The sequence below is a fragment of the Paenibacillus sp. cl123 genome (assembly GCF_900101595.1).
Classification (GTDB): domain Bacteria; phylum Bacillota; class Bacilli; order Paenibacillales; family NBRC-103111; genus Paenibacillus_G.
Window position 1 is genome coordinate 413098 of record NZ_FMYY01000004.1, and the last position, 20463, is coordinate 433560.

Annotated in this window: 15 protein-coding genes; 13 read left to right on the top strand and 2 right to left on the bottom strand. The window is 54.4% G+C overall.

The annotated features are described in order from the left end of the window. Window positions 1-37: 37 nt before the first annotated feature. A complete protein-coding gene (locus tag BLR08_RS10855; RefSeq protein ID WP_083536870.1) occupies window positions 38-1246 on the bottom strand; it encodes a DUF418 domain-containing protein in 1209 nt (402 codons plus the stop codon). Between the two features lie 1067 nt (window positions 1247-2313). On the opposite strand from BLR08_RS10855, the gene BLR08_RS10860 reads away from it, so the two are divergent. The 6 genes from BLR08_RS10860 to BLR08_RS10885 all read left to right on the top strand — a co-directional run bounded on the left by BLR08_RS10860 (window position 2314) and on the right by BLR08_RS10885 (window position 11279). Beyond that, entirely contained in the window at window positions 2314-3987 is a 1674-nt protein-coding gene (locus BLR08_RS10860) for a DUF6138 family protein (RefSeq protein WP_072329199.1), read from the top strand. A gap of 361 nt (window positions 3988-4348) precedes the next feature. Continuing rightward, window positions 4349-5902 (top strand): response regulator, encoded by a 1554-nt coding sequence (locus tag BLR08_RS10865; RefSeq protein WP_072329200.1) that lies wholly within the window; start codon window positions 4349-4351, stop codon window positions 5900-5902. Window positions 5903-5905: 3 nt separating this feature from the next. Continuing rightward, the gene (locus tag BLR08_RS10870) at window positions 5906-7663 is read left to right on the top strand and encodes a cache domain-containing sensor histidine kinase (protein ID WP_072329201.1); all 1758 of its coding nucleotides are present in this window, start codon (window positions 5906-5908) and stop codon (window positions 7661-7663) included. A gap of 266 nt (window positions 7664-7929) precedes the next feature. Next, window positions 7930-8790, top strand: coding sequence for an ABC transporter permease (locus BLR08_RS10875; RefSeq protein WP_083536891.1), 861 nt, complete (start codon window positions 7930-7932; stop codon window positions 8788-8790). Then, window positions 8784-9644 (top strand): carbohydrate ABC transporter permease, encoded by an 861-nt coding sequence (locus BLR08_RS10880; RefSeq protein ID WP_072329203.1) that lies wholly within the window; start codon window positions 8784-8786, stop codon window positions 9642-9644. Before BLR08_RS10875 ends, BLR08_RS10880 begins: the two co-directional genes overlap by 7 nt. Window positions 9645-9737: 93 nt before the next feature. Further along, entirely contained in the window at window positions 9738-11279 is a 1542-nt protein-coding gene (locus BLR08_RS10885) for an extracellular solute-binding protein (protein ID WP_072329204.1), read from the top strand. Window positions 11280-11356: 77 nt separating this feature from the next. Here BLR08_RS10885 and BLR08_RS10890 read toward each other — a convergent pair whose 3' ends face one another. Next, window positions 11357-12148: a helix-turn-helix domain-containing protein gene (locus tag BLR08_RS10890; protein ID WP_072329205.1), complete on the bottom strand. Its 792-nt coding sequence runs from the start codon at window positions 12146-12148 to the stop codon at window positions 11357-11359. Between the two features lie 110 nt (window positions 12149-12258). Between BLR08_RS10890 and BLR08_RS10895 the strand changes: the two genes are divergently transcribed. Genes BLR08_RS10895 through BLR08_RS10925 form a run of 7 tightly spaced genes read left to right on the top strand, consistent with a single transcriptional unit; the run spans window position 12259 to window position 20230 of the window. Continuing rightward, window positions 12259-13629, top strand: a complete 1371-nt coding sequence (locus BLR08_RS10895; protein WP_072329206.1) for a hypothetical protein — start codon at window positions 12259-12261, stop codon at window positions 13627-13629. A 22-nt stretch (window positions 13630-13651) separates the two neighbouring features. Continuing rightward, on the top strand, window positions 13652-13912 hold the full coding sequence (locus BLR08_RS10900) for a beta-galactosidase (protein ID WP_072329207.1): 261 nt from the start codon (window positions 13652-13654) through the stop codon (window positions 13910-13912). Next, window positions 13909-14676: an SDR family NAD(P)-dependent oxidoreductase gene (locus BLR08_RS10905; protein WP_072329208.1), complete on the top strand. Its 768-nt coding sequence runs from the start codon at window positions 13909-13911 to the stop codon at window positions 14674-14676. The genes BLR08_RS10900 and BLR08_RS10905 overlap by 4 nt, the downstream gene beginning before the upstream one ends. Continuing rightward, window positions 14667-15761, top strand: a complete 1095-nt coding sequence (locus tag BLR08_RS10910) for a hypothetical protein (RefSeq protein ID WP_072329209.1) — start codon at window positions 14667-14669, stop codon at window positions 15759-15761. Before BLR08_RS10905 ends, BLR08_RS10910 begins: the two co-directional genes overlap by 10 nt. 17 nt (window positions 15762-15778) lie before the next feature. Then, complete coding sequence (locus BLR08_RS10915; protein ID WP_072329210.1) at window positions 15779-16165, top strand: RidA family protein; 387 nt, start codon at window positions 15779-15781, stop codon at window positions 16163-16165. Then, window positions 16162-16950, top strand: a complete 789-nt coding sequence (locus BLR08_RS10920; protein WP_072329211.1) for a creatininase family protein — start codon at window positions 16162-16164, stop codon at window positions 16948-16950. The genes BLR08_RS10915 and BLR08_RS10920 overlap by 4 nt, the downstream gene beginning before the upstream one ends. Before the next feature lies 1 nt (window position 16951). Next, on the top strand, window positions 16952-20230 hold the full coding sequence (locus BLR08_RS10925; RefSeq protein WP_072329212.1) for a DUF4838 domain-containing protein: 3279 nt from the start codon (window positions 16952-16954) through the stop codon (window positions 20228-20230). Window positions 20231-20463: the final 233 nt, after the last annotated feature.

Below are 20463 nucleotides of genomic sequence, written 5' to 3' on the forward strand. Positions count from 1 at the left end.
TTGTCATCTACTAGGTAACTCTAGTCCGGCAGAGCGTTTATTTCCCTCCGCGACGACGCCAATCCGGCCACTCGGCATTGGTAACAGCACGTAGGATCCATTCCACCGGGCCATAGTGGTGACTTTTCAGCCAAAGTGCGCTTAGCAGCAACTGTGCAGAGAAGATCGCTGTGGCGATGAACAATACGATGAGAGGGGGCACCCTACCAATCAGACCAAGACCGTAACCGGTGAAGATTAACGCACAGAACAGCGACTGGCCAAGGTAGTTGGATAATGCCATCCGCCCGGCAGGAGCGAGGACCTTGGCAACCCGGCGACCCCAATCGGAGCTGAATATCCTCAGCATGGTGGCCACATAAGCGGCGACCAAAAAAGGAGCTGTAAGGATACTTACCGTCAGTCCTAGTGGGTCGCTTGTACCGCCACAAACCGCGAATACCAGCGCGCCGGCCAGTCCGATCGGGTATCCCACCAGCTGCAACCGGCGCAACATGCTACTGTGCTTGTTGAGGTTAGCCAGAACCCGGCCCTTACCTGCCGCGAGGCCGACCAGAAAAGCAGACAACGCGAGAGGCCCTTGTACCGCTAACGCTGAGAGCATGTCAGGCATTGAGCGAAGGTGTTCGGAGATCACCGAGTCCAGCCCGCCTTGTAACGCCGCAGTGGATTGTTGACCATCGGCGATGGCAGCTGCCGAATCCGCGACCAGGGTGACGCCGGCCGCCGCGGCCAGGGCCATCATGAAAGTGATGATCCCGATCAGAATGCCCGCCGTGATGAGCGCCGTGCGTGGCTGAATTCGTTGTGCAGCAAGCAAAACTGAGCCGAGTATGGCATAGGTGGTCAGGATGTCACCGTGGAATAGCAGAACAGCGTGCAGGGTTCCCAGGACGAACAATCCGGCCAGCCGACGAAGGAACCGGGGGAAGAACGTGACGCCTTTTCGGATTGCAGAATCAACTTGAAGTGTAAAGCTGTATCCGAAGAGGAAGGAGAACAAAAGGTAGAACTTCATCTCGAAGAGGAACTTCACCAGCCAATGCGCACTCTTGTCAAGCCAGGAGTCATAGGCGGGATCCTCTACAAGATGGAACGCATAGCCAGACGCGAAGTAGGCGATGTTGACAATCAAGATGCCGAACAGCGCGAAACCTCGCAGTGCATCAACATCCAGAATCCGCGATCCAATTGAACTCATCATTGCAGACGGGTTGTGACCTGATTGCTTAGTACTTGAATTCATTTTTTCAACCCCTCCAGGTATTATGGTATGCTAGTCATATGGCATACTATAATACCTGGGAGATTAATCTGTCAATACATTCTCAATCGAACAAGTGAGTACCGGGCTTCCGTTTTTTCCAATAAGTTAGGGGCGAAGGGGGGCGCCATGAAACTGCACAAAAAGCTGATGCTTGTTTATCTTGTGACTATTCTGTTTCCGATAATCGGCTGACGGTATCGGAAGCGGTGCAGGTTTCATCATGAATCGGGAAAATTTCCCGGGCGGTTCGCTTTATTCAGGCTATCAAGCGACCAACGAGGAGAGCATCGAATGACGCTATATCGGATGGTGTTTATCTGTTTCCTTTCGAGAGGTTGCAGCGCGTTCTAGGCAAAACGGATATTCCGGATTTCGAAGTCTTGGACGCTCGAGTTTTCGAACAACAAATAACGTGTACTATACGATGAATAACTCAGCCATCCCGGGAGGCAGCTTCATCATCGCAGACGGCAATGGGTTGGCGCAGCAAAGGACAGCTGGTTTGAACACATAGAAGGTAAAGACGGTTGGAAAGTAAGATCGTACGGATCTGATCTTGATTACAAATTACAGTAGTCAAACGGACTCACAATAAATCATATTGTGGGTCTGTTTGCTTTCGTAAAAGCTGGACTCAGCCTGCATTTAGTTATCAGTATGTTTAGTGGAATGTTGATTAAGGCATAGGGTGCCACAATGGGCCTGCGCACCGAGTATAACGAGCAGCCTTTGGTGCGAGTTAACTAGCGGTTTTTACTAACAATGTGGAGACCAGCGATATCGTTTATTTCAAAGATCTAATTGATCTTATTGAATGTTCATTTAATGATTGTTTTTTAGTAGTTTCTGTATCAGTTAGGTCTGAAATTACATCTGCCATTAGGACCATTGTCCGCAAAATTTAGGATAAAAGTGGGAAGACTCATATCTGGCGTCAATTATAATAGGAATAACATACAAAGTTAAAACTGCGCTAATAGAGCATTTATAAGCGCTGCGGACGTTTCGCGATGGAGACATCCATATCGAAGGAAAGGCAGGAGACGATGAACACATTGCAGAAAGAAGCGCTTGAAGAGATGGTATCTGAGATTAATAACTGGTTTGGCGAATTGAATAAGCGTAAGGATGCGGAGGGCATTGTCAAACGAACCACGCTGCAAATAGGTATTTATAACGGCATCATGCTGGATTATCAGCCGACCAGGACCACCGTTGAGAGCTTGGATACGGGATGGAATGCTTCCGGCAGCAAGTCGATGATGGCTTCTCCTTTTACGCGGGAACAAGTGTTGCATGAGATTCGGCCTTCGCTGGCGGATCTCGTAGAGGAGAAGCTGGACAAGTTGGAGATGTCACCGCTGATCGATTACCGATTTACCTTGCAAGGAACCTTCGCGACGATAGAAGGGCCCGTAAAAGTAACAGTGCTTGAGCGCGTATTTGAAGAGAAAAAGCGGCAGCTATTGGAACGAATCCAAGCCTATATCGAGAAAAAACTGGAGAAGGGCTCATATCCGACAAAGCCATTGGAAACTTTCTTTTTGACGCGTCATCTGCTGGATCCGAATTTGTTTCACGAACCGGAGGCTGACAGGCTGAGTGCTTTATTTGACCGGATACAAGAACTGAACAAAGAACGGAAGCAAGCGCTCGCGGAACATCGAAATTATATTATTCGGGCGTTGATCGACTGGACCGAGGATGTATTCCTGCCGCGTTATTACGATGTTACCCGTTCCGAATACAGAGCCAATGAGTATAGAATCAAGCCGGATGCAGCTTTGGAGAATAAGGATAAACCGAATCAGCCTATCGACCTTCTGTTGTATGGTGCGAGGATGATTCTTCGATATGAGCCGCACTACAGCAAATCAAGGGGACAGACTTATCTGGAACTAACCGCGAAGCTTGGCAGCTGCAAAGCCGAACGCATGCTGAAGGAGGGCAGCGACAATTTCTCGCAAGAAGATGTACACTTGCACCATGAGTTGGTGGAATGCAAGGCCAACGATGTATTTTCCCTCATTAAAATCATTATTCGTAAGGAAGAGGCCGGAGCGTACGAAAGGGCAATTTCGTTCATTCTCTCCCTACTACGAAAGGGCTTCTCAAAAAGCTACAAAATTAATCTTAAGTCCAGTGCGAGAGGGGTATTGCCCTTCAAGGGGCTTGCCAACTCGGATACGCACCGTTTTTTTGCGAATGCGCTAACCTATGCTGAGCTTCATCCGTTACTGGAGGAGTACGCGCGTGAGGCGATGGAAGAGTTCGAGTGGTATGCGGATACAGAAGGTGAAAAAAGCGTCATGCCGGGCAGTTATGCCGTGTTCGGGCTTGGACTTTCATCCGAGCGGTATTTTCCGCTGGTCGAAGCTTACATGGCCCTTGTGGACGAGGAACATCAACTGGTGCAAGATAAGTTCACGGCAGCTTTTACCGACACTTATGGGGTAACGGAACGTTCGACTCCCGTCTTGGTTTCCTGCCTGCGGCGCTCCCATGACGCGCTCAAGCTGAAGATTCAGCCTGAGCTGGAAAGCGACGACAAGCTGTCCCTATTGGTGAAGCATGTGGAGATCCTGCCAAAATACGAGGTCGAGCGGGTACTGTATCCGATCTGGGGCAAGATGGAGAAGCTGGCTGCTCTGGCTCGTAAGGCACAGGAACCACGCAAGGATCTGCTGCTTCGTCTGCTAAAGGCGGCGGGTATAGGCTGAGGCCCTTTGGTATAACGGTTGGTGAAAGTTTTGGGAAGTACCAACATTTAAATGGTGGATGCAAGATAGAGCACTTTTGTAACTGGATGCTTAATCCGCTAGCTGCATTGCCCCAGTTGCTATCAATTACAGCCACCAATATATCTTTCGTTAAGCTATCGGTGTGGTTACGGTAATTGCCATGAGTGGAGAAGAAAATGGGAGAATCAGCGGCAGTCCAGGACTATTTGTTTGAGTCCCAGGCTGCCGCTGTGTTTGTATAATAAGGGTAAACCGGAAGGGAATGGGCGGTTGACAGTTGAATACATAAGAGGGTGCGGATTTGCCGCCGGAACCTGCTGTCTTTGAAGGAGGAATGGGAATGTCGGAACCTCTTCTGTCCGTATTGCTTGTCGACGATGAACTGCCGCTGCGGGAGGAGCTGCGGAGATATCCGTGGGAAGAGCACGGGTTCGAGCTTGTTGGGGAAGCTGTGAACGGAGTGGATGCACTCCGGTTCTGCCAAAGCTGTGTCCCGGATGTAGTCATTACGGATATTACCATGCCAAGAATGGACGGGCTTGAACTGTTCCACAGATTGAATGAACAGTATGCTCTGACGAAAGTGGTCCTGTTGACGTGCCACTCGGAATTTGCCTATGCGCAAAAGGCCGTACAGCTGGGCGCCGTTGACTATCTGGTAAAGTACAGGATGCAGGGGAGCGACCTGGAGCGTGCCCTGAACAAGGCGAAGGAAGCCCTTCGGCGGGATTACTCCATGCATAGGAACGAAATCGAAAAGCTCCGTCTTCAGCAGTCCCGGACCTTGGCGCTTTATGCGGCAGGCGTCTACGAGGACCGAACGGATCTCGAAAAGTTGTTGCGGGACACGTGGAAGCTCGCCTTTCCCTTTAGGCTGGCCGCTCTGCATGTGAAGGCGAAGCCGGAGAACCGGCTGCTCATCAAGCAGGAGGTCGAGGATGCACTGTCCCGGTTGGAGGGGGCGGCCCGAACCTTCCCGTTCACTTGGCTGCCTGCGGAGGAAGGGGTCTATCTGCTCTTGCCCCGGCAGGAAGAGAGCTGCCCGGATGACTTGAAGAGACAGACGGAGGAAATATGCCGCTCGCTGTCGGAAGCCATCGAAAACCGGCTGTCCTTCTTAAGCGAAGCAGTCCGCTTGTATGCGGTGGTCGGCGAACGGGTGAATGGACCGGAGGTTTTTTTGAAATGCTTCCGAAGGGTGACGGAAGAGCATCCTCAGCACTTTTATGAACCGGGTACCCTTACATTTGACTTATCCGACGGGCGGAACTATGCCGATCCAGACGATGCGGCGTCTGCAGAAATGCTGGAGAAGCTGCGCTTCGCCAAAGGAAACCGGGACATGCTCGCCGAAAACCTGCGGCATGAGCTGCCTCGATGGGCGAGGAGCGCCGGGATCCACCCCGATACTCTGAGAGAATGGGCCGTCAACCGGCGAAGCCTGTGGCTAGAGGACTTGGACGAACGCGGCGGCAGATATTCCGCGAACGTCCGCGCAATCGCCGAGGCGCCCACCCTCGACGAGCTGGTATCCATCCTCGTGCATGAGCTAGAAGCCCCCCATAGCGGACAGACGAGAATGCGAAAAGAGATCGCCGATGCCGTCCGGTATATCGACGACCATCTGGAGGGTCCGGTTACGCTGACTGCGGTCGCAAGGCACATCGGGTTCAGCGCGTATTATTTAAGCCGTTTGTTCCGCGAGGAGACTGGGATCTCCTTCAACGAATACATTGCGAAGCAGCGGATCGCGAAGGCCGTCCACCTGCTCCAGACCACTTCCCTCCGCGTGTATGAGGTCGGGAATGCCGTCGGTATTCCAAGCTACCGGTATTTTACTGCGCTATTCCGCAAGTACACCGGATTATCGCCGACCGAATACAGGAAGGGGTAAGCCATGATCAGCCGAATCCGCAAATGGAGCATGGCCACCAAGCAGTTTTGGTTCTTGTTTATTGCGATGTTCGTTCTTTTTTTCTTTCTCGCCTACAACAACTATAACCGGGCGGCTGCACTGTTCAAATCGCAGATTATCGCGGATACGATGACGCAGATGGCCCGCACGAATCAATACCTGGATTCCTATCTGGATACGGGGCAAAATATCCTGCTGCTCATCTCCACCCAGACCGCGCTGCTGAAATCGTCTCAGGAGCGAGACATCTCCGAATTCCTGCGGTCCATCGCCGATACCAACAGCACAATCGTAAAGACGCTGTACATCGTTCGCAGCGACGGCAAAGTATTCAGCAGTACCCAGGTGCTCTACGATGTACTCGGCAATGAGGAACTTCCGAAGCTGTACGAGCAGGCCAAGATGAACTATACCGCTATGGTGAGCCAACCGTATATTTCGCTGCAATCAGGTCCGACCGTGGCCATTGCCCGCCCGATGCTGGACAACTGGAACGAACGGGTTGGCGTCGCCGTCGTGGAATTCGATCTGGAGAAGCTGTACCGGAATATGGCGGAGATCTCGCTCCAGAACCAGACGTTCGTCCTGCTTTCGGACAAAAACAACGTCGTGCTGTACGGGAAGGAGTCAGAGCTGCTGCCCCGCGCCAGCGGCTATCCGGTCGGACTGCCGGAACCGTTCGCAGACCACTTGGGTGCGCTCGCGGTCGGCACAAGCGGGTACGAAGGTCCCGCCGGCCCGCTCGTTACACTGAAGTCAGGGCAGAATCGGCTGGGCTGGTCACTCATCCTGATCATTAAGGAAAGCTTCTTCTACCAGAACATAGCGGTGCTGTACCAGGATTACAAGACGGTCGGAGCGGCGATGCTGATCCTGCTTCTGATCATGGTTTACGTCATGACGCGCTTCTCGACCCGTCCGATCCGAATGCTGGCGTTGCGTATGGACCGAGTCCACGATATGCTGGTCGTCCCGAACCTGACGGTCCGGCGCCAGGACGAAATCGGCCGATTGGCTTCCAGCTTCAACGCCATGATGGAGCGCATCCGAACGCTGATGGTGGAAACGAAGGAAGTGGAGGACCGCAAAAAGGAATTGGAGCTTAAGGTGCTGCAAAGCCAGATCTCTCCTCATTTTCTGTCCAATACACTGGCATGCATCGGCAGTTTGGCCCGCCAGCAGCGCATTGGGGAAGTCAGTGCGACGATCGGTGCGTTGGTCGAAGTGCTGACTTTCAGCTTCGACAAGACATCGGAGTTCGTGAGCGTGGAGGATGAGCTGAACGGGCTTCGTCAATACGTATTCATTCAGGAGACCCGGTACGGCGACCAATTCCGGTATACCGAGAATGTGACAGAGGAGGCGAAGAACCTATTGATCCTGAAGCTAACGCTGCAGCCGCTGGTGGAAAACGCCATCTTTCACGGCATCCTGCCCGAACTCCGGAAAGGGCTCATAGCTATCAGGGGGGATGTAAGACGGGGTGTGCTCCGCTTGGTCGTCCGCGACAACGGAACCGGAATGGATGCGGCGACCCTCGGCAGGGTCCTGAGGAATGGGAAGAAGTTGGAGGGGACCAAGGATCATTTTACGGGTTTCGGTCTGCCCAATGTGCATGAACGCATCAGCCTCCGATTCGGCAAGCCATACGGCTTGCGCATCCGCAGCCGGCCGGGAACCGGTACGGTGATTGTCATCACGCTGCCAGCCCTGCAGTCAGCGGAACGGCGTGTCGACTGACATGCCGTTTTTTTCGTCCGACACTTATCCGATTGTCTAAAATACATCCTGATTTCACAACATCGCTGTATATTCTTCAGGCAACGGCGTTGCTACAATGACACCAAGAGGTGAAAGCGCAAACAATCGTAACCGCTTCACTCCAAACCAGGAGAAAATGGAGGTGTACCGCATTGGAGCAACCCGTTGGAGTCCGAAGGCGGACCGACGTGCGCAGGACCACTCACGTGCTGAAGAAGGCGTGGCAGCACAAGATCCTTTATCTCATGCTGCTTCCCGGAATCGTCTACTTTATTGTTTTCAAGTACATGCCGATGTACGGCGTTATTATTGCGTTCAAGGATTTTAGCTTAGTGGACGGCATCTGGAAAAGCGGGTGGGCGGATCCGTGGAACAAACATTTCCAGCTGTTCTTCAATTCACCGTACTTCTCCCAGCTGCTGACCAATACCATTCTCATCAGCGTGTATAAGCTCATATTCGGCATCGTTCCGCCGATCTTGATGGCGATTCTGCTGAACGAGTGTCGGATCCGGTGGTTCAAGTCCCTTATTCAGACCTTGACGTATATGCCGCATTTTTTATCCTGGGTGATCATCTACGGCATGATGATCGCCCTTCTATCCCAATCTTCCGGGCTGGTCAACCAATGGATTGAAGCAGCAGGCGGAAAGGCCGTTCCTTTCCTGACCTCAACCGCTCACTTCCGCTCGCTGCTGGTCGGTTCGGAGATCTGGCAGAACCTCGGCTGGGGCGCCATTATCTATCTGGCGGCGATGGCGGGAATCGATCCGACGCTGTACGAGGCGGCCCGTGTCGACGGAGCCAGCCGACTGCGGATGATCTGGCACATTACGCTGCCTGGTATCCGGAGCGTCATCATCATGCTGTTCATTCTGAGCCTCGGACACATCCTTGACGCCGGCTTCGCACAGATATATGTGCTGTACAACATACAGGTCTACTCCGTTGCGGATATTATCGATACTTGGGTATTTCGCACGGGGTTGAACCAGCTAAACTTCAGCCTGGCAGCGGCAGTGGGCTTGTTCAAGTCCGGCATCGGCTTCGTGTTGGTGCTTGTATCCAACAAGATCGCCAAACAGTGGGGGGAAGGTATATGGTAAGAGGCGCGGAGGACCGGCTGATCAACTCGATTGTTGTCCTAATCTTATCTATCTGCGGAGCGGTGGCGGTATTCCCGATGCTGTACGTGGTATCCATCTCGCTCACGCCAATCGGGGAAGTTCTGCGGAGCGGAGGGTTCCCTATCATTCCGAGAGAGGTCACCTTCGAGGCTTACGAGAGGCTGCTTAAGGAATCCGGCATGCTGCGCGCCTTCGGGGTCACCGTTTTCGTCACCGTGGTCGGCACCACCCTGAATCTGTTGTTTACGGTGCTCATGGCGTACCCGCTCAGCCGCAAATGGCTTCCGGGACGCAGCTTCTTCCTGATGATGGTCCTGGTGACCATACTGTTCTCCGGAGGGCTGATCCCGACGTACCTGACGGTGAAGGCGGTGGGGCTGCTCGATTCCGTCTGGGCGCTTATCCTGCCCTCCTTGATCGGAAGCTTCTATGTGCTGATTGTCAAAAGCTTCTTCGAGCAGCTTCCGGAGGAACTGTTCGAGTCGGCCCGAATCGACGGTGCCCAGGAGGGGCGGATCCTGCTCCAGCTGGCCATCCCTCTGTCGCTTCCGGTGATGGCCACCATCGGGCTGTTTTATGCGGTTGGCCATTGGAATGAATTTTTCCAGGCGATTATGTATGTGACGGACCGGCGGCTGTTCCCCCTGCAGGTTATCGTGAGGGAGATCCTGATGCAATCCCAGCAGCCGCTTGAGAACGCGGAGAATGTCATGCCGACACAGACCTTGCAGATGGCAGCGGTCGTTCTCGCTTCAATGCCGGTTATCGTCGTATATCCGTTCCTGCAAAAATACTTTACCAAGGGTATGCTCCTAGGCTCCATCAAAGGTTGAAAGCGGTGGGGCGAAGCGTCATCCTGCAGGAGAGGGGCGCTTGCGGCCTGGCCGGTTCAATAAAATCCTGTTACTTGAAAAGAGGGGTTACGTATGAATCGCAAAAATGTGCTCCGGCTTGTCCTCGCAGTACTGCTGCCCACAACGGTAATGCTAGCAGGCTGCAGCTTCAATGACAAGGAGAACACAGGAGACAACACGGCGAGCGAGTCGCCGAACAACAACGAAGCGACGCCCAGCGGGCCGATCAAGCTGGAGATTGTCGAAAGTGCGAGTGGTTTGCCTTCTCCCGACAAGGATTTTGTCAAGAAAGGGCTGGAGGAAGCGCTGAAGGCGGAGGTTGTGCTGACTGCATACGGAAGTGTGGACGACTACCAGAACCAGCTGAATGTCCGGATGGCTTCGGGCAACATTCCCGATTTGTTCGGCGTGAGCAAAGTTCAGATGGAACAGTTTCAGAAACAAAATTTACTCTTGGACCTGACGCCCTATATCGACAAGGAGCTGAAGCCCGTTAAGGATTTCATCGGCGAGGAGACGGTGAAAAAGGGCATGGTAGGCGGAGGAATCTACGCCATCCCGAAGGCGCCCGGAATTCCCTACTCTACGTATTGGATACGCAAGGATTGGCTCGATAATCTGAAGCTGCAGCCGCCAACAACGATCGATGAGTTTTATGACGTGGCCAAGGCTTTCACGGAGAACGACCCGGATCAAAACGGCAAAAAAGATACCGTCGGAATTACCGGCGGCAGTCTCAGCACATTCGCTCCGCTGTACGGTGCGTTCGGAACCGCCAATCCGGGGGAGTTCTACGTCAAGGACGGCAAGGTCGTCAACTCGCTGTATGAGCCGGGCATGAAGGAAGCGCTGGCTTACATCAACAAGCTGGTCACCGCCGGTGTCGTCGATCCGGAGATTATGGCCAATACGGGCATGCAGCACCAGGACAAGGCGATCCAGGGTAAAGTCGGCATTATCTTCATCGATTGGGCCAACATTGCGAAGGACCAGTATGTGGAGCAGATCAAGAAGGTCAATCCGAAGGCCGAGTGGATTCAGATCGCCGCACCGAAGGGACCGGGAGGGCAGTACGACAACTCCAGAGACATCGGCAACGCAGGGGCGATGTTCGCCATTCCGAAGTCGCTGGAGAAAGACAAGGCAACCTTGAATAAAGTATTTGAACTCCTGAACTACGTTTCCAGTGAAAAAGGGTCCCGCCTTGTGCAATTTGGCGTGGAGGGCCGCCATTACAACCTGAAGGACGGCAAGGTCGTCCCGACGGAGCTTATGGCGCAGGAGACCGGTTATACATGGTTGTATCAATTTACGGGCCGCCCGGATAAGGAATACTTGAGCGTGAAATTCCCGAATCAGGCGAAGTACATCGAATTCGCCAATTCCCGCCCCCGCCTTGAGGTATTGAACGGCTTCATTAACCTCCCGGTCGGCTATAATCCGGCCGATGCCAACCGCTATCTCGAAGAGGAATTCACGAAGTTCGTATACGGTAAACGTCCGCTGTCCGAGTATGACGCTTATTTGAAAACGATGGAGACATCCATGAACTATAAGCTTTACGTCGATTCGGCCGTCAAGCAGTTGAACCAGCTGGGTTACGGCAAGAACTAGCCGCTTTGTTGCTTATTCCTTGCTGCGGTATTTTCGGAGCAAGGAATAAGCCTTACTGTCGATTCCGATATGACGGTCTACACCGTATGGTCCTTGCGGTAAGCGGAGGGGTTGACCCCCATCACACTTTTGAACGTCTTGCTTAAATGATGTTCGTCCGTATAGCCGCAGCGTTCGGCAATATCCGCCAGCGTGAGCCCGGTATGGATAAGAAGACGGGCGGCGCGTGCCATGCGCAGACCGGCAATATACTTGACCGGCGTCATGCGGAATTCCTTCTTGAACAACCGGGTCAGCTGCACGGGGCTGATGCCGAGCTCTCGAGCCACCTGCTTCAGAGGCGCCCCCGATTCGACATGATCCTGCAGAAGGCGGACCGCCCGCTGCACGAACGGATCTTCGCTAATCAGCGAAGCTTGCATGAGCGCCGACGACTCAACCGCATACAGCTGCCATATATCGCGGAACAGATGCTTCTTGTACTGCAGACCTGCTTCGGTCTTAAGGGGGGTGGTCTCTCGCAGCAGCGACAAGGTGGATCCCAAGCGGCGGTTGTTCATAATGCAAAGCCGGCCGTTATCCGGAAGTAGATAGCCCGGTGGCACCCGATCATGTTCCCAGCGGAAGCCGATGAAATGAAACGACAGTCCGGAGGTCGTACGGTGAAACGCCGTATCGGGGGGGCAAAGCACCATATCCCCCGTGCGGACTCTTCCGGAAGTGTTCCCCATTCGGTATTCGAATTCACCGTCCTCCGCAATGAAACAGCTCCAATTCTTGTAGGTATCGTATGGCTTCTGAAATTGCTTCGCGCCACTGACGTAAACATGGAAGATCAGCTCCGGATTGCATCTCCACAACTCGTCCATCTCGACGCCCCCAATCTGAAATTATTTACAAGAAAAATGATAACCTTATACATTACCAAAGTAAATAGAATCAACTACTATACAAAATATACAAGAAGGAGGTATAAACCATGATTAACAACACTTTGAACATCAGCGGCGTGCTGCCGCATCTGACGGCTTCGGCCGGTATTGACGGAGCCCGATCCGAAACAGGCATCGGCGCCGTTATGCCGTGGGCCAACAGACTCTGGTTCATCACCTATGTGGCGCATAAGGCGGGAACCGGAACCGGTACAGGACTATTCGAGGTGAATGACAAGTTCGAGATGGTGAAGAGGCCGGAAAGCGTGGTAGGGACGTATGCTAACCGGATCATCCATTCGAAATCCAACCAGCTGATGATCGGTCCCCATTTCATCGATACCGATGGCAATGTGCGAACGGCGGAAGAGCTGGTCGACCACCGGTTGACCGCCAGCATGCCCCATCTGACGAACCCGGACGATATGCTTTACGTGTTGACGATGGAAGGGCTGCTGTTCGAGGTGAACGTCCATACGCTGAAGGCGAAGCTGTTGTTCGACCTTTTGAAGGAGCTTAAGGTGTCCCCGGATTGCTGGCCCCACTTTAAGGGTGGCTGGACGAAGGACGGGCGGTTGGTCGTGGCGAACAACACCTATGACGAGAGGGAATACGCCGGGAGGAAGAGCGACGGCCGCCTGGCCGAGTGGGACGGCAGAACTTGGACGATCCTGGAGGAAAACCCGTACTGCGAAGTAGCTTCCTCCGGCAAAAGTCCATTGTTTGCCACCGGCTTCGACAAGGCGTCGGCTATCCTCCGGGTGTTTACCCACGGGCAATGGACGAAATACCGGTTGCCGAAAGGGACCCAAGCCATGGATCATATGTGGTTCACCGAATGGCCGAGAATTCGGGAAGTAGAGACGGAGCGTCTGCTCATGAACTTCCACGGTCTCTTCTACGAGCTGTCCCATACGGCTTACGGGGGCAAAGTTTGGGGCATCCGCCCCGTGTGTACGCATCTGCGGATGGTACCGGATTTCTGCTCATGGCGCGGGCTGCTCGTGCTGGCCGGCAACCAGGTGACCCCGATTTTCGACACGAACCTGCTGGCCGGGGAGCCTCAATCGAACCTGTGGTTCGGTAAGACGGACGATCTCTGGCAGTTCGGCAAGCCGAAGGGGTGGGGCGGTCCTTGGTGGGAGGATGACGTCAAGGCGAACGAGCCGTCTGATCCCTATCTGATGACCGGCTTCGAACACAAGGTGCTTCACCTAGCGCATGAAGCGGAAGAAGAAGTGAGTTTCGTCATCGAAGTGGACTTTCTGGGTAACGGCAGTTGGAAGCGCTACAAGGACATCCGGGTGGCGGCAAAAGGGTATGAGCATCATGAATTCCCGTCCGGTTTCAGCGCTCACTGGGTACGCATCATCCCGGGAAGCGACTGTACGGCCAGCGCGCATTTCATTTACAGCTGACAACGTTGGGGTGGATATTGGCATGTTGACAAAACTGCCGACGGTTCTTTATGGAGGGGATTACAACCCGGACCAATGGCCGGAGGAGCTGTGGCCGAAGGATAGGCGTCTGTTCCGCGCGGCACGCGTGAACACCGTCACTTTGCCCATGTTCAGCCGGGCGAAGCTACAGCCGCCTGAACATGCCAATACGATTCGGATGAGATCCGACTGGGGATCCCTATGCGAGGAATACGGATGCTCCATGCTGCAAGAGGAGGAAGGGGGAGGTGATGCCGGATGAACGGCAAACAGCTGGAGGACAAAGTCATTTGGATTACAGGCGCGTTGGGCATGCTCGGGCAGTCGGCTGTTTCCATGTTTCTCGAGCGAGGCGCACGGATTGCCGCTTGCGATCTGTTAGCGGAGGAGTCGGTTCCTGAAGTGGCCGCATGGCGGCGCACGTACGGCGATGACCGACTGCAGTACCTGCAGGCCGATATGACCCGAGAGTCCGATGTGCAGAAGGCAGTTGCTTCCGTTCTTGGCTGGTGCGGTAAGCTGGACGGGGCGTACCATAATGTCTACGTCAACAAGGCCTGGTCCATTGCGAACCAAACGCTGGACGATTGGGAGGACACGGTTCGCGGTACGCTGACGAGCGCTTTCCTCGTCTGCAAGCATGCTGCGCTTGCCATGCTTCCTGCAGGATACGGCGGGACTATCGTACTCACCTCTTCCATCCTCGGAAACGTTCCGGCAGCGAACAATGGTGCATATGGAGCTGCGAAGGCGGGGGTGGAGCAGCTCGTAAGGATAGCGGCGCTGGAATATGCGGCACACGGCATTCGGGTCAATGCCCTTGTACCGGGTGACTTTAAGTCCGTTGCGGTGCGTGCAGCAGCTTCGGAAGCGAGCAAGGAAACGATTCGTAAGGCAACCCTTATCGGGAGAAGCGGTTATCCCGGCGAGGTAAACGAGACGGCGGCTTTCCTGCTGTCCGACGCGGCGTCCTATGTGACCGGCTCTCGATATCTGGTGACGGGGGGGTTCGAGCTATGCCGGTAAGGCGGCGGATTGCGGCCATTGTGACCGAATACCGGACCAATTCTCATTCGGAGGTTATTGTTGGGAGGCTGCTGGGCGAATTCGGTTACCGGCCTCAAGTGGAGATCGTGTCGCTGTATACGGACCAGGTGCCTTCTAACGATGGGAGTCGGGAAATGGCCGTCAGGTACGGCCTCCCCCTGTTTCCGACGATTGCGGAAGCGATCCAATTGCCGGCGCAAGACGGTGGCCTGCACGGCGTCGTTATCATAGGCGAGCATGGTAACTATCCGAAAGACGACCTGAGGCGTACCCAGTACCCCCGCCGCCGCTTCCTGGAAGAGACGCTTCAGGCCATGGACGGAATCGGGCTCCGGGTTCCTGTATTCTCTGACAAGTTCCTGTCCTGGCGTATCGAAGACACGCTGTGGATGTATGGAGAGATTGTCTGGAGAGGGATTCCCTTTATGGGCGGCTCCGCGATTCCTCATACGACTCACGCACCGGCATTCGACGGTGGAAAACTCCAGCGTGCGAAGGAGTGGCTGGTTCTCAGCTTTTCCCGCGAGATCGAAGCATACGGCTACCATGCACTGGAGGTCCTGCAATCATTGGCGGAGCGGAGGCCGGGCGGGGAAACTGGGGTGAAGGCGATTACTGCGCTGGAAGGAGAGGCAGTATGGAGGGCTATGGACGGCGGGGAATGGCCGGAGGAGTTGCTGCTACGCGCTTTAGAAGTCTGCCGGAGGACGGCCGAACACCCCAGATTGTCCCGGGAACCCCCCGTGCTCTTCATCGTGGAATACCTTGATGGAGCAAGGGGATATGTGCTGCAGCAACACGATTTGACCCCCCGGTGGGGCTTCGCCTTCCGGGATGATCAGGGCGAGGTCGTATCCTCTGTTTGTATGAGTGAAGACGAACGGCCATTCTCTCATTTCGACATCCTGGTTCGGCTGATTGAGCAGTTCATGGTGACGGGACGAGAGCCGTTTCCGAAGGAGCGGGTGCTCGTATCCAGCGCATTGATTAACCGGGCCATGGAATCGCTAAGCAGCCGCGTAAGGATCGAAACGCCGGAATTGAACATCGTTTACCGCCCATAGGAAAGGAGAATCCATCCATGAAGACCGAAGTGGTAACCCCAGGTTCGGGGAACAAGCCGATCTCATCGGGAATCGAAACGGAATCGTTTGTATTTGTGTCGGGACAGGGGGGACTCTGCCCGGAAACCGGCAAGATTGTCGGCGGTGATCTGGAATCCCAAACCGTTCAGACGCTAGAAAACATTCGCAGCATTCTCGCTGAGGCGGGGCTCTCCCTGGACGATGTGGTCAAAGTGAACGTATATCTGAGCGACCGCAAGCTATACGGCGAATTCAACGGCATCTACGAACGATTCTTCCGACGGCCGTATCCCAGCAGGACGACGGTGTACTGCGACTTGAATTATGACTTGCTGGTGGAGATTGATGCCATAGCTGTCAAGCGGATCGGAGTGAGGACATGAAAGGGGGCGTCGAGTTCGGCTTCCACGGGCATACCCGGGAGCAATTGACGGAGCTGGCCCAGGACAGGTATACTGTCGTCGTGCCCTTAGCGGCGACGGAACAGCACGGACCGCACTTGTCCGTATATACGGACTCGCTTATCTGTGATTATATCAGCCGCCACGCGGTGAAACGCGCTGTAGAGTCGGGCGGGGCCAAACTGCTCCTGGCCCCTCTGCTGCCTTTCGGCTGCTCCGGGCACCATCTGGCCTTCGGGGGGACGTTGTCCTTGTCCTCCACCACCTACCTGCAGGTGCTGCGGGATCTCGGGGATAGCTTGATCCTGAGCGGATTCCGCCGGATTATCTTTCTGAACGGCCACGGAGGTAACGAACATCTGATGCACCAGGCGTCGCAGGATTTGGCCGTAGCCCATCCTGTATCGGTGGCGTCTGCATCCTACTGGAATATTGCCCGCGATGCTCTTGCTGCCGCAAATGCTACGGAAGTCGGACGGGTGCCCGGGCATGCGGGCGGGTTCGAGACGTCGCTTGTGCTTGCTTTGGATCAGACTATGGTGCAGGAAGAAAGGATTGCAGTCGAGCATAGGGGACAAAGCTTGAGCTCCTCCGGGCCGGCGGGAACAATTCTTTGCAAGCACGGTGAGCTTACCGGGGTCGACGGATATACGGATTCGGCATCCCGGGCGTCCGCGCAGAAGGGACAGGAATATTTGGAGATGATCGTGCAAGCCGTATCGGAATGGTTGAGCCGGACAAGTGCCATTATGATAGGAGATGATTAGAATGAATCTGACGCCCAGGCGTTTTCATCTTACTTTGGCGGTCTTCATCCTTTTGTTTGCCTTTTCGGTCCCGGTGCAGAACCCAGCTTACGGAGCTTCCCCGGACACTAACGCTAACAACGGTCTTGACGGAAAGGGCAGCATGCCGTTGATCGTAAAAAGCGGCCTCCCCAACGCCGATATCATCGTAAGCCCCGCTGCCGATGACATGGAAATGTTCGCCGCAACGGAACTGCAGGAAACGGTGAAGCTGGTAAGCGGCGCAGATCTGCCCCTAATCCGGGGCGAAATCCAGAACGGCGGAATAAGCGTCGAGCTTCGCCACAGTACGCTGAATGCCGCCGGAAGCGGGGACTATCCGTTCGAGGTCGATCTGCTGAATAACAGAGGCGCTCCTGCGCAAATTACCTTTAAGCAAACGGGAGAAAGCCTGATTTCCGTAAGCTCTGTCCCAGCCGTCGCATTGGGCAAGAAGGAAGCGAAGAGCGTCACGATGTCGGTATACGTGCCCCCGGCGGCACCTAGCGGCAGCTATGAGGTAAGCATTCAGACGCAAATCAACGGGAAGGCAGCCGAGACGCTGATGCTAAAGGTGGTGCTTGACCGGAACCTGCTTCACAATCCCGGCTTCGAGCTGGCGACTCTGGAGGGCTGGTATGCGGCCCCGGGTATTTCCGCACAGGACGGACAGATGGTGCACAGCGGCTCGTCCTCCTTGCGCATGGGCGTCGGGAACGTCCGTACCAACCAGTCTTTGACGCTTCAGCCAGGCAAACAGTATGTGCTCCAGGCTTGGGTCAAGGGAAGCACGGCTGGCAAGTTGACGATTGACATCCGAGAGATGGCCAATCCATATGTCACGAAACGGACGGTTAGCAAAACATTCGACGTAACGGATCAATGGACCCTTGTAGAAATGCCGTATACGCAGGAAAACAACCTTTACGATTATAATTGGATCGTGTTTCATAACCTCAGCGGCACGGGGCCGGGGTCGCTGTGGATCGATGACGTATACCTGGCGGAGAAGTCTGGAGCTCCAGGGACCGCAAATGTGACCGGGGCCGTGTATGCGGATATGGGTACAGCCGGGAGCGGGGGGCCGGAAGCATCCTCCGAAAGGAGCCAGCACGGCGGTAAACAAGATCGCTTCCGCATTATTCTCGGAACGGACAAATCGTTGCCCGCCCTTAAGGATATGTATCCAGAGGACTTTACCGATCTGGAGGGGACCGACGGATTTGCCGTCCGCAAGGCGGGCAAACACATATATATTATCGGTTCCGTGCCGAAGGGCGTATTAAACGGCGTTTACGATTTTCTTGAAGAGAACACCGGGGTGCTGTGGACGCGTTCGACCGATTATGGAACGCTGTATGATCACCTGCCGACGATTGCCGCCCGCCAGGTGAACTACCGGAAGAAGCCGGCGCTACCGGTCCGAGGATGGCTGACCCTCGGGGTCAGTGCAACGGGCAACTACGCGGCTGACGCCGGAACGGAGAGGATGCTGGCCCGCAACAAGAACAACGCCAAGTTCGCCTTTATTAGCAACCAACCGCTGTGGGACCGATTCCGCGGGCAAGGCCTTGAGCCCGTTACGCTCGGCCATAACTTGAACTACTGGCTGCCGAATGACCTGTACTTCAAAGACCATCCCGAGTACTATAATGAGATTAACGGCGAGTACGTTCCCGTCGGAAGCTCGACGCAGATCAATTTCTATCATCCCGACGTTCCGCATATCATCGCCGAGCGGGCGAAACAGCTAATCGGGAATACGGGCCTGGAGTATGTCGGAATCGGAATAAATGATAATTCGACCTTTGAGCAAGGAGAGCTGAGCCGATCGCCTTTTACTACTGAGGACGGCACGATCGTGCAGCCGGACGACCCGACATACCGGTCGACTGTGTTTTTCTCGTTCCTGAACAAGGTGGCGAGGGAGGTTCGAACCGCCTATCCTGACGCCAAGGTGGTGTCTTATGCGTATGCTTTTACAGATACGCCGCCGAAGGTCCCTCTGGAAGACAACATCGTCATCGTCTATGCGCCGCTGTATGAAGATGCGAGACAGCCGCTCAAAACGGACAACACATCCAACCCGAATTACGGGTATAACCAGAAGCTAAAGGGCTGGGTCGAGAAGACGAAGAACATCATCATCTATAATTATTACGGCAGCTTCCCCTCGGAAGCTTACGAGCGGCCCATTGCTGCGAAGGTGAAGGCGGATATGCAGTACTACCGCGACCTCGGCATTCTGGGCGTGCTGCCGGAAGGGAAGATCGATTCGGGCGATCCCGGCTGGGGAGTGAATGCCCTGCAATTCTGGCTTTTCAATAAGCTGTTCTGGGATCCGGATGCGGACATCGGGAAGCTGAAGGCCCAATTTATAAGCAAAGCCTATGGAGCGGCGGCAGAGCCGATGACGCGCTATTATAATCTCTTGGAGCAAGGCTGGAATTATGACCAGGCTCAACAGAGCTTTGTCACCAGCGGAGAGACGCTGGTCCTGCAGTATATTGTCAAGGCGGGCATTAAGGATGCTGCACAGCAAGCGCTGAATGAGGCATATGCCCTAGCAGACGAACGGGTGAAGAAGAGGATCGCCCCTATCAAAAATACCTTCGAACGCATGACCTACATCGTGGGGGACGGTGAGAATTTGTCCGCAACCGCTGTGAAGACGACGGCGTCAAAGGAAGAGATTCTGGCGTCCCTCGATTTTAGCACGGGACCATGGACTGCGACTCAGCCCGTCACCGACTTCCGGGATATGACCACGAAGGAGCTGCCTCGAGTCCAGACGAAAGCATACCTGTTATGGGATGACGAAAACCTGTACGTCGGTTATGAGAATTTCGACAGTGACATCAGCAAAATTATCGCCAGCGATACGGCGCCCAACGAGTGGTGGGCCAGTGGCAAGGATGATTCCGTCGAAACTTACTTGACGGGCGACCAGACAGGGAGCGGACCATACTATGCGTTCATGACGAACCCGCTTGCGCTGAATCTCGATTACCGGGGTCCGAGCATCGATCCCTCCTATGAGCCGCAATGGGCATCCAGCGCTTCGGTCAAGTTTGACCGATGGAATACGGTCCAGGCCATTCCTTTCAGCAGCATCGGCGTTGATCCGCAAGCTCTGACAGAGCTTAGGGGGATGCTGTTCCGGAATTTCCACCGTACCGGATACGGACTGGGGCTCTACGGCTGGGGCGGCGGTGCGGTATGGAGTCCGAGCGATTTCAAACCGATCTATTTATCCGAATAATGAGTCAGTTCATCTCACACGTCCATCCGCCGAGGTAGACTGAATAGGGAGTCTTCGGCGAAATCGTTACCGGGCTGCGGAGCAACATGAGAAAAGAGGCTGTCCCAAAAGTCATCGTAGATGACGGGGACGGCCTCCTTTTTTGACATATAAGAATTTATAAGTTTTGGGGTGAGCGAAGCTTACCCCTTATTTAAATTTCTGTTAAGGTAAAGGTATGGACTCGAACATCT